Genomic DNA, 17,244 nt, shown 5'->3' on the forward strand with positions numbered 1-17,244 from the left:
ACAAATTTTTGTAATTCATATTTTACGGTGAGTATATAATTTAAATCCAAAAGCGTGTCAGGAGCTTATGAGCGATTCTTCCCTTTTTTGTTTCAAGATCGAATTGAAATGATCTTCATACTTGTTCACTATCTTATTCCACTCATATATTTCCGTAATCTTGTGCAGATTGGCTTGTAAATAATGATCGTAATCTGCCTTTTGAACAGTATCCAGTTTTTGCCTCACATCATCTGCATTTGAGAAATAGAAAGCATCTTTTTCCAGTATTGAAGAATTAAAAAGGTTGTCATTAGCGCAAATCAGGGCATGAGAAGCCATGGCCTCCAGCAGCGAAGGATTGGTTCCGCCCACCGAGTGTCCATGAAAATAAAGGTTCGAGAAATATCGGACACTATTCAAGATATCGATGTCATAAATGCCGCCAACGAACCTGATGTGACCTTGATCTTTGTATTTGGCTTTAAGGAATTCTCCGTACTTGGTTTTATGATTTCCAATTACCAGGAATGTTGTTTTTTTGGTTGCCAGAGATGCTCCGTCCAAAATAGCTTCAATGTTGTTCTCCGGTTCCAAACGCGCTACAAGCATGTTGTAGGAAAATTCACTCACACCATACTTCGCTAGTTGCGATGGATCCGCATCGTAAAAAGGATATGCACCGTATGGTATATACGTCGATGTAATATTATACTTTTTAGTCAAATATTCCTGAATTCCGATTGAATCCGAAATCCAGTGATTACTGAAAACCGTAGCGAGATATTCGGCCTGCCGCAGAAACCATTGCACTGGCTTTGAGTATTTGGACCTGGACCATTCAAGCCCGTCCATATTGGTTGTAATAATAGCTTTTTTTGGAAGAAGCCAGCCCCAAACCGTGCTGCTGGTGTATCCCAATTGCAAAATAATGTCAAATGACCGCTTCCGGGTGTGAAGAATACAGTTCAAGTCATATATAAACTGTCCGGCTGTGCCCCATTTATCTTCCGGATCATTGCAGTGAACAAGTTCAACGCCATTCCATTCTGCCTCCTGGTACGGGTGAGAATGTGAGTTGTAAACAGTTACTTCGTGGCCGCGTTTAACGAGTCCTTTCGCTAAATACTCGGCAAATTGTTCAAAACCACCATAATGGTTGGGTATTCCTCGCGTACCAATTACTGCAATTTTCATAATCTTGTTCGTTGAGTTTTATTCTTTGATTTCTGTAACCTTTGAGCCTTTTTCCAGTCCTTTGGATTTATAAAATCCTTTTATGCGCACCCTTCGCTGCTTAGATTCGGACGCAAGAATTGGGACATTGAACTTTAAGAATATCTTGTTATTCTCTGATTTGAAAATAGAACTTCTCGGGATATTATGCCGCATTAGAATGTATCCTGATCTTGAATTGACAAACCAAATCGGAGTCAAAACACTTGTTATAAACAAATTTACAATTTTTAAAGCCGGATTTTCTGCCGTTGATCCAAAATTCAGAGACTTGTTGACTTAGCGCGATGCCCGCGTCGAGAAAGATCAGGAAAAGAAAAGGAATAAGTTTCATACGCTTAGTTATTTTTCACCCCGTTTTTACCTGAAAGTATTTGCAAATAAAAATCTTTGGTAAGCTTCCGATATTAACCCAATCAAACTGTGTACTAATAAGACGATCGGCGGTTTCCTTAACACTCTTTAGCAATGCGGGGTTCTCTACCAGGCGGATAAGCTGATTGGACAAATCCTCTGCGTCCTCACTTTTGAACAGAAACCCCGTCTCATCCTGTTTGATAAATTCCTTAAACGGCATCAAATCAGAACACAGAACAGGTTTTCCGTAACTTAGACTAAGCAGCAGAACACCACTCTGATAAATTTCACGGTAGGGTAGAACTATCAGATCTGCCATTTCATAAAATGAAGCGACCTCTTCATCAGGAATATATCTGAATTCTGTTGTCACATTTTCACTTATTTTCAATTCAGAAATTAAATCAAGATAGTCCTGTAAATCGCTCTTCCAGGCTTTTCCAGCAATGGTTAAATGGATGTTATATCCTTTTTGCTTAGCAGAGGCAAAACCTTTCAATAAAACATCCAAACCTTTGACCTGCTTAACCTGGCCGAAGAAAAGTATTTTAAAAACCGGGCTGTTGACCTTTATTGCAAAGGCGGGTTTAATGAATGGCAGATAATTTCCATGCGGAATTACCGTTTTCGGGCACGCTACAAATTGCTTCTCGTTTAATGCCTGAAGTGACGCCTGATTATGAACGATTGCGCCATCAATCAAGGCATAGCAAATCTTTTCTATTGCATTGCTGGCGCGTTTATCGAAAGCATTTACATCATGTATGGTCGCTACTGTGTTAAAGCGGCTGACTTTTCCGAGTGTCAAGACAATCAGATCAATGGCCCGAAATGTAAAAAAATGAAGGTGAACAATTTGTGAACGATTTTTTTTAGCTTGTCGAAATGCAGCAGCATGTCCGCGTATATATTCCGTAGCTTTTCCCAGTACTTTCCGAGACCAGAGATTGTTAAATGAGATTACTGTTTCTACATTTTGAAATGATCTGATATTCGTTTTGTCGCAAGTATAATATTGCACCCGAACATCATTCTGGCCTAAGCCGTATGCCAATCCGTAGTCGTAATAATCCATCCCTCCATGTCCGCCAACGGGCTCAATAAGGGTTATAGGTGTAGTTAATGTAATCCTTTTTTCTGTCATAACGTTGAGTAGATGCTTCAATATTGACCATAAGGTTATTGCATCAGATAACCTGGGAAAGAGCTGAAATGATAGCACCTCTGCGCTTCGAGATGTCTTTATTAACCAATTGCCTGAGGTCAAATGTATATTTTTCAATATCAAATCTATCTATCGAACGAAGCGGCTCTTCTTCCTCATTGACAAATTTTTGATTTTTGTCAGAGTAATTATAGATCGCATAGCGAACATTATTTGCCTGGGCCAAAACTGCCGGGTGCAGCCTGGCAGTCAGGACAAAGCTGCTCTGAACAATCGATGCCACGGCCGCATCGACTTCATGTCCCACAATGTTTTCAACTGCCAGATTTTGACTTTGTAAAATATTCAGCGCAAATGTTTGCTTGATCTTCATCTATATCCAGATCGCAGATTAGATTAACAACTTTACTTACTCCTAATTGCCTGCATAATGAAACAGTAAGTTTCGCAAGGGCACGGTTCACTTTGTTATTATCAAGATGCTTATATTCCTTCAAATCACGGCAACTAAAAACGACATGTGATTCCGGAAGCGAGGCAAGATTTACGGGCTTTTCCTCTAAGAAAGCAATATCAGGAACAAATTGTATTTTGCTTTTCTGAAAGCTGAATCTTTGCGCTATTGCTACCGATTTTTTATCGCGAAGAAACAGCTTGGTAGAAATGGTATTAGCAATTGCAATGTATAGCTTGGTTTTCAGTTTTTGCACTGCATCAATGCCTATTCCGAAATAAAAAACTTTGATATTTAAAGCCTTAGCAACCATCATATATTTTATCCCGCCGGTTCCTCCCTGATCCATGAAGCAAGTGCCTCCGCCCCAAATAATAGCAGAAGAGCCGCTTACTTTTGATTTGAATTCAGAAATAGATTTATTTTTTTGTAACGAGTGTATTTCAATGTTTACTTTTTGATGATGAGATTCGACAACTTTTTCAAGTGTGTCTTTATCTCCGTAGGTGAAGATTACAATAGAATCATAGTGATTTTTGAAGTAATCCAAAAGAGAGTTCAACATTAATAAGTCTCCGAAATTTCCTCCATAATATCCAATAAGCGATAATTTCATTTAGAAAGAGCAATTTTTAGAGCCTTCGTCTGACCCGTATATACAAAATAATACAACACTGCAATAATCAGTTCACTCAGAATATAGCTGAATGCCAGGAAAGTAATGCCGTATTGACTGAACGAGAATACCAGAATGGCCTGCACGACAACTGAGATCAAAGAAGAAGCTAATTTCTTGCCAACGGTTTGTTCAGACAAAATAGCCGCTCCCAAAGCCGTAGAAAAAAATCTGAATGGCAGGCTGCACGCAAGTATCCTTAATATAACGGCTGATTGAGAAAATGACTCAGGATAAAAGAGGTCTATTATAACCCCAGAGGAAATGTATAATGCAAAAGCTACGGTAATTCCAACAAGGAAAGAAATACCTGCATGGCGTAAGGGAAGCGAAAAGGAATCACTGCTCAGCGCTAATTTGTGATACTTTGGTAAAAAGTAAGTGCCGAAAACAATATTGGGCATAATGTAGCAAGCAGCCAGGATAGTGTTTGCAGACGAGTAAATCGCGGAACTGGATGAACCAAAAAGATATATTGCAAAAATTGTTGATATCTGAATTTGAGCGACATTCAGTGTTCCATTGAAAGAATAATTAACCGACTCTTTCCAAAATTTAAATAGCTCTTTGCCGGTCGGCAGATTTTTCAATACTCCTTCGAAGTACGCACTTTTATTCAAACTAATTAATATAATCAACGCGATCAGGTGAGCAACAGCCAGTGAAAGACCTATCATCGGCAAGCTTGAAACCAATATATAGCTGCTGACGAATACAATCAACAGCCTTAATAGGGGCAATGTGCTTTGAATAATGGATACGCTGTTAAACTCCTCTTTGTATTGCGCGTATGACACACTCAGATATTGAACGGAAAGAGGAAAATAGTAAGTCGACAAGTATAATGCTGTGGGAACAGACAAATCGGAGTCCACAAAAAGCAATGTGCTTACAAGAAACGCAACAACGGTGGTAAATACCAAAGTTACAATTGCAGAAGCTTTCAAAGGCACGAGCGGGGTAGAGTTGATGCATGCCCGGCGTAAAAACAGGCCCGAAATTCCTACTCCCGCAAATGGCCCAACAATAGACATAATCGAGTTTGAAGCTGCATACTTTCCAAACTGATCAATGGGTAAATTATGACTGATAACAATTTGTAAAAGAAAAGTTGCGCCAGCTGCACCAAAACCGCTAAGAATTACTTTGAGAATTTTGTTCACTTGCATGACTTACCTAGTTCTCGATACACTGAGGTGATGAAAAAGTAATTTTTGTATGACTATAAATACCCCTAGCCATAAAATACTTATCGATTGTGCAGAGAAGCCTGATGTCAGGATTTTCTACGCAATTTCAAGGGCAGAGTCATGTATAAAAAGAGATTATAAATACTTCCAGGTTGCTGGATTAAGTGATTATATATCTTTTTAATTACAAAGCCAAACAAGCTACAGCCCAGAATAAACTCCTGTGTATCCGAAATTTACATATAAATCACCCATCAACGTAGGTGGGATTCAAACCCCTCAAATTCAAGATTTGTCACCTGCTTCAACCATGACTGATAGTCGAGTTGCTTGCCAGGTAGCGCTGTAAGAACGTCCATAAAGAATGTTGCCCCCATATTCATACTGATCTCGTGAAATGAAGTAAGTTAGTACTTTCTCAAGGTTCGAAATATATGTTATAAATCGATAGGAAAAGGTTGTCGATAAACTGACAGTTGTCATGCTGTCAGGGTTACGGAACATTTCGAAAAGGTTAACAAAAAGCAACCCAAAGAACGCATAGAGAATCATTCTCTTTTTAGGAATCGGAGAGTAGAGATAATGTCGGGCAATCAGGACATATAAACCAATCCAAAGAATATACCTTCTCAACCAGTTCCGGTCATAGCTAATCCTGACCAATATAAAGAGAAGGACTAGCGTGAGATTATCACGCTTGTAGTAATAAGAATATATGGCAAACAGGGCTAAACCATACATTCCCATACTCATTAGATACAAGAAGTAGCCATTCCCGCTAACCGCAAGTGCAGCAACCCTTGCGCCCTCTTTGTTGAGCTGCGAGTATCGGAATATTGCCGGCTCTCAGAAGAAAACAAATGCTGCTATAAGGCCAATACAAATAAAAATGTAAGCTGAAATTTTCATTTTAGATTTTAGGAAGGCTTTAAAGTCCTGGCTTTTCGTCTTTATCTTGTGTAAGGCCCTGAGGCTTAGCACGATTTTTCAAGGAAGCAAGAAGATAACCTACATTTATAAAAAAATATCCGACTATCACCATTTGAATAACATTCTGGTAATTTCCGGATTCGTACATTTTCTCTGAATAAAAAAAGTGCGATAAGTGCTAGCGAATCAAGACGATGAAAGTAGACATTTCAAAAAGCTTGGTTGAAAAAGTATTAAATTTCTTCAAACAAGGTAAAAACATATAACAAAAAGCTAAATAATTAGACCCATAATCATTCACAATTAACTGATTGCTGAACACATCCTCAGCCAACTTCAAGCCAAGCTGGGTTTTACCTTTTACTTTTTCTGATTCATTACCTTGAAATCCTGGATGTCTCCTTTTTGGAATAAATCCTTATGAGCCTGAAGAACAATATTGTTTGAAGTCTGAGACAAGGCTAGGTCAGCATAATTATTTCCATGATTGAACCAAGATTCTTCGGTAAAACGGAAGTGCTGCAATCTTGACCTTTCCTTTGTATTTTTGGTCAACATACCTAATCAATTCCTTTGAAATTTTATCCGTCCTCATTGATCCGTACATGTTATGGATAGACAGTGAAAATGTAATTTTGGGATACAGTTCTACAAAATTATAGATAATCCTTTCCCAGTTATTAACATACTTCTCATTTGTAAAACCGATGCGTCTTAATTCTGTGTCTGAAGAAATTAAATTCGTTTCGATGCCATTTGTATTGCTTCCGCCTGTGATTACGATTGAATTACAGTATTTTACTATTATTATTTACCAATGATGCAAGCTCCTTTAATAGTTTATAATAATAGTTTAGGTAAGTTTTATCCCACGGCACCGGGGCTTTCGAATACTTGCCAATTCCATTTTCGACGTAATTGTCCTGATGCACCCAACTCATTGTTTTTACATCTAACTTATAGAGCCATTCAGGGCACCATCTTCCCGGAAGTATTGCTAGTATTCAGTTTTTTATTATGTTGAATAACCTTTGCGAATACCTTTTTGTATTGGAAAGTCTGTATTCATCCTTAGCGGGATTTATTCTTGACCATCCCACGTAATAGGTAACTCCCTTCACACAGTTCAATGCCAATAAACTATCAAGACTGCTTTGTTGTATTTGCCTCTAACAACTACGTAAATGTCTGGATATGTATATGTCACTTGCCCGTGCACCTTTTCGCATATGACCGTACTCATCATGAGAACGAAAATACTCCATATCCAAGATTTAGGAAACATACATTTGCAAGTTTTATACAGAGCCATCCACTTACTCAACTTAGCAAACACAATGCTATGTGGATAGGCCTATGTGTTTAAAGTGAGAAAACTGTTCTTGCGCAGCTAGTCTTGAAAGCTGTTAATCAATTGTCAGTTCATTCCAACCAATTTTTTGATCTTGCTACTGATTGTTGGGGAAGTTGGTGCTTCTTCGGAATAGTATCCATAACCATATCCTCCGTATCCGTACCCATAACCATATCCGGCACCGTAGTTCACTCCGTTGAAAATGATCGACAGATTTGTAAATCGCTTAGCTCTTTGAAGATCTCCAATTCGTCTGAGGTGATCCACCAAAGTATAATTGAAACGGACGATATACAAACTGGCATCAACATGCTCAGCAATCTAAAGCCGAGTCTGTTACGAGACCGTAGGGAGGCGAGTCAATTAGAATATAGTCATATTTGGTTTTTAATTCTGTAAGCAAGATTCGGCAGCTTACCATTGCTGAGTAGTTCTGACGGATTTGGTGGAATTGGTCCGCTTGTCAAAACATCGAATTTGGGATGCACTCCGGTAGACTGAATGTAGTCTTCGTAATTTCCTTGCCCGATTAAACAGTTAGAAGCACCAAACTTATTTGGGATCATTAGTCGTTCGTGCAAAGTCGGCTTACGCAAATCAAGGCCAATTAGCAAAACCCTTTTATCAGAATAGGCAAGACTTGCAGCCAGGTTTATACTAACAAAGCTTTTCCCCTCACCACCAATTGAAGAGGTAAACATTATTACCCTACATCTTCCATCTCCAAGGTATTGAAGGTTTGTCCTTAATGCACGAAACTGTTCCGCCACTGCGCTGCGACTTGTCATTTTAATGATTGCGTCCTCACCTGGTTGTCCATTGCCGGCGGCTTTCATTTGCCCAATTTCACCAAGTATAGAGGAGTGCGTTACTTTTTCTATTTCTTCGCGGCGTTGTACTGTGTTATTCAGTAAGAATAAGATATTGATAAGTAAAATTGGAATTACCAATCGAGCAATTCCTGATCCTAACCAGACAAATGATTTTTGCGGCTTTATTGGATTGAAAAAGTTGAAATAGGAGCGTCTATCAGCCTGCTATCCGTCACAGTAGAAGCATACGCCAGCGCAGTTTCCTCTCGTTTTTGAAGAAGATAAAGATATAGCTCTTCTTTAATCGACTGTTGTCGTTTGATGCCAACGAATTCACGTTCTTTTTTGGTATACTTCTAAGCCCGGCTGAAAAGCGTGTATTAATGCCTTCCAGGTTTCGCTTAGTTACTGCCATTCCTCGCTTTAAATTTTGAACATTTTCCCGGATTGACTGTCTCGTCCCAGCCAGCTGAGTATTTATCGTTTGCAAAAGTGGGTTGTTTGGCGAAGTAGTTCGCGCGTATCTTTCACGTTGCAGTTCCAGTTCATTAAATTTGGTTAGAAGCGACACAAGAACCGGATCGTCTATCATATATGTTGCTGGCGCTACTGCACCTTCGCCAGCATTTTGAATGTAACTATCAACGCTTTCTAGAATGCTTATTTTGGTATTAACCTCGTTTAATTTCGAGTCATTCTCTTTTATATTTTCGAGAAAAAGTTGAGACTCCGCACTGATGTCCGTTATACCCTGACTGGTTTTGTACGATTCAACATCTTTTTCAACATCACCTAATTCGCCGGTGATCAGACCAAGTCGGTTTTCAATGAATTTAAGGGTATTACTAGCTTCACTATTCTTATCGCTCAATGACGATTGCACATAAACATCAAGAAGTTTGTTTAAAACATCCTTTGATTGCTGTACATCCGAATCTTCGTAAGTAAGTTCCAGTACGGTGCTTTTTGCATTGGGCTGCTCTACTTTCAAGTTGTTTAGCATGTCTTCGGCAAGCTCCTTCACATCCTTGAACGTAACCTTAACATCTTCGAATTCAAAATTTGCTCCTTTATTGACGATGAAAGCGCCCCAGGAATTATTGAAACGTTGATTAAAAGTAAACAACTTGTCTTCGTCGTTAAACTTGAAAATGTAAGCTGTCGACAATGTGTATTTGTAAAGGCTCTTTAATTCCAAATGGTGTTATGACTTCGGGGATTACAATTACCGGGCTAGTCTTGTAAAGATTAACAGTATGCAAGCCATCACGAGATGAGTAATCAACATCGAGGCTCAGTCCCTTAATCACTTGTTCCATTAAGGTCTGAGACTTGATAATTTCAAGTTCATTCTCCACTAATTTATTACCTCCAAATTGAGAACTTAATTCGGTCAGTATGTCTCCTTGCGCACCGCCTAACCCTTTTTTTTCATCCTTAATCAATATACTTGTCCTTGTGCTGAAGATTGGCTGTTTTATTTCCAGATAAAAAAACGCCAGAGTCAGTGCCAGAAAAAAGAAGATTGGGAAAAGATACCAGTAGCGAAAGTATCTCCTGATGTACTCACTCAAGTTGAATTCTTCTTCTTTATCGTCGAAAAAATTCTGAGCCGGGTGTTGAAATTATTGTTCATAATAATGAGTCATGATTAGCCTTTCAATTGTTTTGCCGTTACTTGGTTAGATTCAAGATAGAATTCCAAGTGTACTGATTCCACCCACTATTGTAACTATCAAGGGAACCGTTCTAATCCGACTGTCGGTGTCTAACATGCGCGCTTTTACCGGCTCCACATAAATCACATCATTCTTATGTAAATAGTAATACGGGGAATTGAAAACATCACGCGATGTAAGATCTATTCTAGCGTAATGTCTTTTTCCTTCTTCCTCCCTAATTACCATTACAGTGTTTCGATTTCCGTAGATTGTCAAATCGCCTGCTAAACTAAGGACCTCCGGAAGTGTAATCTTCTCGTCAGGAATAACATAAACCGCCGGAAGTTTCACCTCACCAAGTATTGAAATTTTGAAGTTAAGATTTCGTACAATCACTGTAAGGCTCCTTCAAATAATTTTGCAAACGCAGCCTGATGGTGTCGGCGGCATCGGTTGTACGTAAGCCGGCTGACCTTAAGTTTACCAATCAAGGGTATTTCGATTGCTCCGTCCGTATCCACCAGATAACCCAAAGGTTGAACTCCTTGCTCCACCGACATTCGAATAGTTAGTGCTGGCCGTGGTAAATTGGTTAGGTGTATTGAAAACTTCGTTTGCCTCGGGATTTAAGCTTCCAACAATGATAGACAAGATGTCACTAGACTGAATTTTAGGAATGTACTTTTGAGTTATTTCTTAGAGGAATACCTAGTAGTGTCTCCTTGGAAATATACAATCGACTTGGGAGAGACACAAGATGTCGTTCCTGCGATCATCGCAAGGGAGACAAAAAGAAAAATGAATTTGAATTGAGACAAGCGCTTAATGCGTAAGATCATGAGTTAACGTGAGTATGTTAAACTATTATATTAATTTGTTGTCATTCAGATGATTGACTTTGGGGAGAAAGTCAATTGAGAATCATAATTGCTACTCAGAATGTCTACTATTTCACTATGCAAACTTAAAGTACAACAGCGTAGGAGAAATATTTCTTTCTATTGTGCAAAAAAAAGGAATTCTTAATTTGTTACAAATATAGAATAAATTCAATTATCATCATTAAATATTTATAAGTTTTTCGTTTTGAAACGGATAATTTGATATCCAGTTGTGCCTATTGCTCTTTTGGATCATTTCAAGGTGCTGAATTTTGTGAGCATCCGTGCCTAAAAATGTAATCAGATTATTTTTCAGAAGCCACTCAGCCATCTTTGCAATATTATCACCGTAGTAACCAGTTAGCGACAAAATGTTTACCTGTAATTCACAGCCTCCATCGGCTAGTTTTTTATAAACAGTAGGGTCAGAATAAAAATAAGTGTAGCGCTCCGGGTGAGCGAGAACGGGTTGGTAACCTTTTTCGATAATGGAGAAAAGGTTTTCGGAGGTGTTCATCAGCGGTGTGGAATAAGGAAGCTCTACCAGTAATCTGTTGCCTGGTAAGGTCAGCACCTGTTCCCCTGTAGCGAGCATTTCGTTAAAATGTTCGTCAATGAAATACTCAGCAGCTGCATCAATTTGAATTGTGAGACCCGCCTCTTTTGCAGCTTTGCGAACGTCTTCTAGTCCTGATAGAATAATTTCGGGAGTATTCCGGTAACAGTCCCACATCACGTGCGGGCTTGTAAAAATTCTAGTATAGCCCAGGGATTGCATTTTGCTGGCCATTGCGACAGCTTGTTCCACTTGTTTCTACGCCATCATCAATCCCGGGAATTAGGTGAGAATGTATGTCTATTCCTATTCGGCTTAGATTCACATCCTTATTTGTCTTTTTATCAAATAACCAGTTGAGCATATGAATTTCAATCCAGACCAATGGTAGTTGCAACAACTTGGCTTCACGACCGGAACATTGTATAATTAAAAGTAGGACAAATTTAAGATAAAAAAAATGACACTATTTAGAATTTTATACTGAAAATTTTCCAAACAGTTTAAAAATGGAAAATTGCACTATTCTATTGCATCATTCTTTTAACAACCTGTTGTTGCATTCCTCACCGCCCCGCCATCGCTTCCTGGTGCCGCCATAAATCCTGAAATACCTCGCTGGTTGCCCGGAGGCTTGTAAACGTTCCTTCGCCGATCAAATGTCCGTCGCGTAAAATGTACACGTAATCGAATTTCGTAAGCAGGTGCAGCCGGTGCAGGGTCGAGATGACCGCTTTGCCTTTAAATTCTTCGAACATTTTGTCGTAGATCAGCGACTCTGTTTTTGGATCTACACTGCTGGTTGGCTCGTCTAATAACACGATTTCACTGCTTCTGGCTGCCAGAATGCCTCTTGCAAGTGCCAGTCTTTGCTTTTGTCCGCCGGAAAGGTTCACGCCTTTTTCCTGAATGTTGGAATCCAGGCCGCTTGGCAATTTTGCAATCACGTCTGTGAAATGCGCTGTTTTGCAAACTTGCATAATCTCTTCTTCATCGAAAGGAAGTCCGAGTGTAATGTTGTAGGCAATTGTGTTTTCAAAAATTTCCGGATCCTGTGGAAATAAGGTAATCTGATCCGCTAAAACTTGCATGTCAGTCGGTTGATTTTGATCTATCAAAACCTGAGCACCGTTTTCCGGCTCGTAAAGTCCCCTTAATAATGCCAGTAACGTGCTTTTCCCGCTTCCGCTTTCACCGATGAAGGCAATGCGCTGGCCTTTTTTGATCCGGATATGCAGGCCATGCAAACTGTGCGCGCGCGTTTCTTTATCGTAATTCCGTCCGTGAGAAAAGTTCAGGTTGCTGATCTCGATCTGCTGCCAGTTTTCAGGCAAGCCTTCACCTGCGTCTGGACGGTGCTGCTGGTTGTAAGTCTCTGATATAGAGCGTGCCGTTTGTACTTCGGTGTTGTAGCGGATGATTTCCGTGTATTGCCACGCAATGTCCTGGAATACGCTTGTGAACTGGTTTACATAACTCAGCAATGTAACCAGCCCGCCAACAAGGAAGACTTGGCCAGGAATGTAGTTTTGATAAACGTATCCGGTGGTTACGACGACATAGATTAATGCAATAAACATACTAGCCGAAAACCATTTCCATTCATTGATTTTAACGGATCTTAAAAACGGCATAAAGACCTCATCCACTTTGCTGATCAGACTTATTTTCATGCGTTTTTCGAGCCGTAATGTGATGACGGTGATGATATTGGATAAGCTGTCAAATAGCGTTGATGAAACAATGTGTTCGCGTTCATTTGTCTCGTCAAGGGCTTTGATAAATGGTTTGTCAAATTTGAATATAACCCACACATTCACAATGCCGATCAAAACACCGATTGCCCCAAAAAGCGGAGAGAACCAAATGATTGCGATGAACGAAAAAATGAATTTTGCAAAGGCATGCAGAAACATAAAACCGTTTTGAAAAAAGTCTTTCAGGGCTTCATAAGCCTTTCGTATGCGGTTGATCGTGGAGCCACTGTGATGGTCCTGATGCCAGCGAATAGGCAAATGCAGCGCCTGATGATACATTTCGTCCAGGAAGTTTTTGCTCAGATCAAAAGCCAATTTACGCTCCATAATGCGCGCTGGGCCGTGAAATGCCCATTCAGCAAGGATCAAAATGAAATACGCACCGGCATAAAGCCACACATTTTCGAGCACATTCGTCGGATCCTTTTGAATGGATTGGATAAACCAGCCGTAGAGCAGCGGGTGTGCCGCCAATACAATGTTAGCCATCACGAACATGGCGTAAATCAGCACGTAACGTTTTCTTTGCTGACGCGCATATCGCCATGCGGTGGCGAGTAGAGATATATAAGGATTATTCATTACTTGTTTTATTCGTAAACAAAGATATGAAGCTTCCGCGTCAGCTTTGCAACGTTCCCGGAAGCGTGATATTCTTTATAAAAAGAGTAGTTTTTTGTGAAAATCCGATTTTTTCGTAAAAGAGTTTATATCACCCAAATACAACTGAGTTTAACGTCTTTATGAAAAAAACATTTAATAATTTGTTCATAGTGCTGATGCTGAGCATCGGATTACAATTTTCGGCCGCTGCACAGGATGGCTGGATCTCACTTTTTAACGGAAAAAATTTCGATGGATGGAAAATTGGTGCAAACGCCACTTCTTTCACCGTCGTGGATGGGAACATTCAGGTGGCTGGTCCCAGGGCGCATTTGTTCTACGACGGGCCGGTTAAAAATCACATGTTTAAGAATTTTGAGTTTAAGGCAACGGTAATGACTAAACCGGGTGCAAATTCAGGCATTTTCATTCATACAGCTTTTCAGGAGGACGGATGGCCCGCGCAGGGCTATGAAGTGCAGGTTAATCAATCGCATACGGATTACAAACGCACCGGAAGCTTGTATAATGTGGTGGATGTAAAAGAAACTTTTGTGAAGGACAACGAGTGGTATACCGAGTACATTAAGGTTGAAGGAAAGCACATTACCATCAAGATCAACGACAAAGTGGTGGTGGATTATGAGGAAGCAGATGTTGATAAAAGAGAAGGGGATATGAAAACCAAATTTTTGAAAGCCGGCACTTTTGCTTTGCAGGCACATGATCCCAAAAGCGTCGTGCTTTACAAAGACATTATGGTGCGTCCCTTAACTGAATAATATTTCAGTTTATAACAGCATGAAACAAACAGTTCATTTTGAATCAATACTCGATCGCCTCCCCAAAAAGGGAGGCGAATTTTATATGATGGTGCCCGATGAAGTCGCCGCGCAATTTGTAGAAGGCAGACGCCCCGCACGTGTACGTTGTCTGCTTAACGGCACCGTCGATTTTCAATGTGCAGTCCGGCCAAAGGGTGGGGGAGGCTTCTACATTAACATTGGCACACCCATCCGGCAGGAGGGGAAATTTGTTTTAGGCCAAAAGCTTTTTGCTGAGATCCGAAAGGACGACAGCGAATTTGGTCGTGATGTGCCGGAAGAGTTAACCGAACTCCTCGAAATGGATGAGGAAGGCAAGCGGCTGTTTTACGAATCCCTGCCGAGCCATCAGCGTGCCATAATATATTATGTAAATGGTGCCGAATCTGTTCAGGTCAGGATCGACAGGGCCATAATGATGATCAACCGGTTGAAAGTGAAGTAGCAGAAATCGCAAGACGAGATTAGCAGCTTCGTCCAAGCCTTCTTTCATTTTTAGCAGGATATTTTTATATTTGTTCAAATCAAGCGGTTTGCTGACTGGGAAAGTTAAAGTCAGCTCTTTTTTAACACGTCCGTAGTCACTTAAATCTATGGACCTTACAAGCTGAATTTTGAATTTCAATGAATTTGAACTCCACGAAGACGTGCTAAACGCCGTGGACGCTATGAACTACCAGCAGGCGACACCTATTCAGGAACAAGCAATTCCCTTCATTCTAAGCGGTAAAGATCTTTTGGCCTGCGCTCAAACAGGTACAGGAAAAACCGCCGCCATATCTGATTCCTATTCTTGACAAGGTTGCCCATGAAAACAATGGCCACACCGGAGCATTAATTCTGGTTCCAACGCGTGAGCTTGCCGTGCAGATCGACCAGCAGATTCAAGGGCTGGGTTACTTTGTAGGCGCCACGAGCATTGCCGTTTATGGCGGAAACAAAGGTCCGGAATGGGATCAGCAGAAAAAGGCACTTACCCAGGGCGCTGACATTATCATTGCAACGCCAGGAAGGCTTATCGCACATTTGCAGCTCGGTTATGTAACATTTGGCAACGTGAAGCATTTGGTGCTGGATGAAGCGGATCGAATGCTGGATATGGGCTTTTTGAGCGATATTTTAAAGATAATGAGCTTCCTGCCTGCAAAAAGGCAGACGCTGATGTTCTCAGCCACAATGCCGCCTAAAATTGGTGATCTCGCAAAAAGAATTTTGCAAAATCCGGAAGAAATCAGACTGGCAGTTTCACGCCCGGTTGATAGGATCGATCAGCAGTTCTATATGGCCAAAGACGAGCAAAAACTGCCATTATTGCTGCATTTGCTTAGTCAGGTTGAAAGTACGAGCATGGTGCTTTTCACATCACGTAAATCCACCGTTGAGCCGATTGTAAGAGCATTGCGCAAGCTTGGACTCGTTGCCCGAGGCATTTCATCAGACTCGGAGCAAGCAGATCGGGAAATCGTTTTACGTGATTTTAAAAACAGACAATTTCCTGTTCTCGTAGCAACAGACGTGCTTTCACGTGGCATTGATATCGATAATTTAAGCCACGTTGTCAATTACGACGTTCCGCGTGATCCCGAAGATTATGTTCACCGCATTGGCAGAACGGCCCGCGCTGAATCAAAAGGCACGGCGATTACATTTATCAATGAGCAGGATCAGAAATATGTCTTGAAAATTGAAAGGCTTTTTGAAAAAGAGCTTGAAAAAAGGTCGGTAACACAGGATTTGGGATTGGGAGATGCGCCGGTTTTCGAACCAAAGCGTTTCAGGGCTCCCGGTGGCCGTAAGCCGTCCGGTTCCGCCAAACCAGCCCAAAAATCGTCTGGCAGGCCGAAAAGACGTAAACCTAAGAAAGAACAAAACAACCCTACCCAGGCATAGCCATTCAGAGTTTGTCAATATGACGCGGCAGAAGCGAAGATTTGATGTGATTAAATCAATTTTTATTTGAACCATCCAAATGATTTGATCATGTTATGCCTTTTTTGCTTTTCATTTGCTTAGCTTTTTAAGTCGTCATGAATAAACTAAAATACCGTACTATTGGACCGTTTGATCGATTGGATTAGGAATCATAGGTTTAGCATAACCGATCCACCCATTGTTTCCATGGAGGGTCTGTTTTCGCTTCTGCTGCTTTTATTGCTGAGCCTTGTAGCCGTATTTTTCCACCTTATCCGCATATTTTTTAATTCTCCCGTTGATTTTTCAATGGACTGGAATCTGTTTTTAAGCTGGATTCCACTGATTACCGCGTTTCTGGCAGATAATTTTACAAAACGCTTCGGACGCATTCCTTTCACGCTCATTATGTTGACCACGATATGGCTCGCATTTTTCCCGAATGCACCATATATGATCACCGACCTGGCCCATTTGACCGTTGATTATCAGCGTGATCTGACGTGGCATGACACAATCATGCTGTTTTTCTACGCAGAAGTCAGTTTGTTTAATGGTCTGGTGTCACTTTACTGGATTCACCGTTCCTGGCGACGTGTTTTTACGAGAAATATAACCGTTACTTTTTTACTGCTGAGTCTCCCGCTAGCTGGTTTTGGAGTGTATTTGGGAAGAGTAAGACGCATGAACAGCTGGGACATTCTTCATGATCCAAGAGCCATTTTGAACAACCTCATTGAAAGCGCGATGGATCGCACAGCCTGGGTTTTTAGTATGGAGATCGGCATACCGCTGGGGATTCTTTATCTGGTGTTATGGGCCATTGTCCGGTTCAGGATAAGATATAGCAAGAAAAACAGAGGCGTGCAGCAGGAAGATTAGCGCGCTTTTTTAAAGA

The 17,244-nt window shown here is 40.6% G+C and carries 13 protein-coding genes and 1 pseudogene; 4 read left to right on the top strand and 10 right to left on the bottom strand.

The features are described from left to right. Positions 1-57: 57 nt before the first annotated feature. The 10 genes from AC0IYG_RS17105 to AC0IYG_RS17150 form a co-directional block, all read right to left on the bottom strand. Positions 58-1,176, bottom strand: coding sequence for a DUF1972 domain-containing protein (locus AC0IYG_RS17105; protein ID WP_471712358.1), 1,119 nt, complete (start codon positions 1,174-1,176; stop codon positions 58-60). 388 nt (positions 1,177-1,564) lie between these two features. After that, positions 1,565-2,716 (bottom strand): glycosyltransferase family 4 protein, encoded by a 1,152-nt coding sequence (locus AC0IYG_RS17110; protein ID WP_471712359.1) that lies wholly within the window; start codon positions 2,714-2,716, stop codon positions 1,565-1,567. A 43-nt stretch (positions 2,717-2,759) separates the two neighbouring features. Beyond that, positions 2,760-3,110, bottom strand: a complete 351-nt coding sequence (locus AC0IYG_RS17115; RefSeq protein ID WP_471712360.1) for a hypothetical protein — start codon at positions 3,108-3,110, stop codon at positions 2,760-2,762. Then, complete coding sequence (locus tag AC0IYG_RS17120; protein WP_471712361.1) at positions 3,052-3,807, bottom strand: polysaccharide pyruvyl transferase family protein; 756 nt, start codon at positions 3,805-3,807, stop codon at positions 3,052-3,054. Before AC0IYG_RS17120 ends, AC0IYG_RS17115 begins: the two co-directional genes overlap by 59 nt. Next, positions 3,804-5,036 carry an oligosaccharide flippase family protein gene (locus AC0IYG_RS17125; protein ID WP_471712362.1) on the bottom strand — a complete coding sequence of 411 codons (1,233 nt, stop codon included), beginning with the start codon at positions 5,034-5,036 and terminating at the stop codon, positions 3,804-3,806. Before AC0IYG_RS17125 ends, AC0IYG_RS17120 begins: the two co-directional genes overlap by 4 nt. A gap of 2,679 nt (positions 5,037-7,715) precedes the next feature. Further along, the gene (locus AC0IYG_RS17130; RefSeq protein WP_471712363.1) at positions 7,716-8,291 is read right to left on the bottom strand and encodes a CpsD/CapB family tyrosine-protein kinase; all 576 of its coding nucleotides are present in this window, start codon (positions 8,289-8,291) and stop codon (positions 7,716-7,718) included. Between the two features lie 94 nt (positions 8,292-8,385). Next, positions 8,386-9,321 (bottom strand): GumC family protein, encoded by a 936-nt coding sequence (locus tag AC0IYG_RS17135; protein WP_471712364.1) that lies wholly within the window; start codon positions 9,319-9,321, stop codon positions 8,386-8,388. Beyond that, positions 9,293-9,727, bottom strand: coding sequence for a Wzz/FepE/Etk N-terminal domain-containing protein (locus AC0IYG_RS17140; RefSeq protein WP_471712365.1), 435 nt, complete (start codon positions 9,725-9,727; stop codon positions 9,293-9,295). Before AC0IYG_RS17140 ends, AC0IYG_RS17135 begins: the two co-directional genes overlap by 29 nt. Positions 9,728-10,876: 1,149 nt before the next feature. Continuing rightward, the gene (locus tag AC0IYG_RS17145) at positions 10,877-11,503 is read right to left on the bottom strand and encodes a tyrosine-protein phosphatase (RefSeq protein WP_471712366.1); all 627 of its coding nucleotides are present in this window, start codon (positions 11,501-11,503) and stop codon (positions 10,877-10,879) included. Positions 11,504-11,817: 314 nt separating this feature from the next. Then, positions 11,818-13,590 carry an ABC transporter ATP-binding protein gene (locus tag AC0IYG_RS17150; RefSeq protein WP_471712367.1) on the bottom strand — a complete coding sequence of 591 codons (1,773 nt, stop codon included), beginning with the start codon at positions 13,588-13,590 and terminating at the stop codon, positions 11,818-11,820. Between the two features lie 161 nt (positions 13,591-13,751). Between AC0IYG_RS17150 and AC0IYG_RS17155 the strand changes: the two genes are divergently transcribed. The 4 genes and pseudogenes from AC0IYG_RS17155 (at position 13,752) to AC0IYG_RS17170 (ending at position 17,228) form a co-directional block, all read left to right on the top strand. Beyond that, on the top strand, positions 13,752-14,393 hold the full coding sequence (locus AC0IYG_RS17155) for a 3-keto-disaccharide hydrolase (protein ID WP_471712368.1): 642 nt from the start codon (positions 13,752-13,754) through the stop codon (positions 14,391-14,393). Positions 14,394-14,412: 19 nt separating this feature from the next. Further along, complete coding sequence (locus tag AC0IYG_RS17160) at positions 14,413-14,880, top strand: YdeI/OmpD-associated family protein (RefSeq protein ID WP_471712369.1); 468 nt, start codon at positions 14,413-14,415, stop codon at positions 14,878-14,880. A gap of 223 nt (positions 14,881-15,103) precedes the next feature. Beyond that, a pseudogene (locus AC0IYG_RS17165) lies at positions 15,104-16,271 on the top strand (DEAD/DEAH box helicase); the annotation flags it as partial. Between the two features lie 282 nt (positions 16,272-16,553). Further along, positions 16,554-17,228 (top strand): DUF1361 domain-containing protein, encoded by a 675-nt coding sequence (locus AC0IYG_RS17170; protein WP_471712370.1) that lies wholly within the window; start codon positions 16,554-16,556, stop codon positions 17,226-17,228. The last annotated feature ends 16 nt before the right edge of the window (positions 17,229-17,244 follow it).

It is taken from the genome of Dyadobacter sp. AC419 (assembly GCF_979253085.1).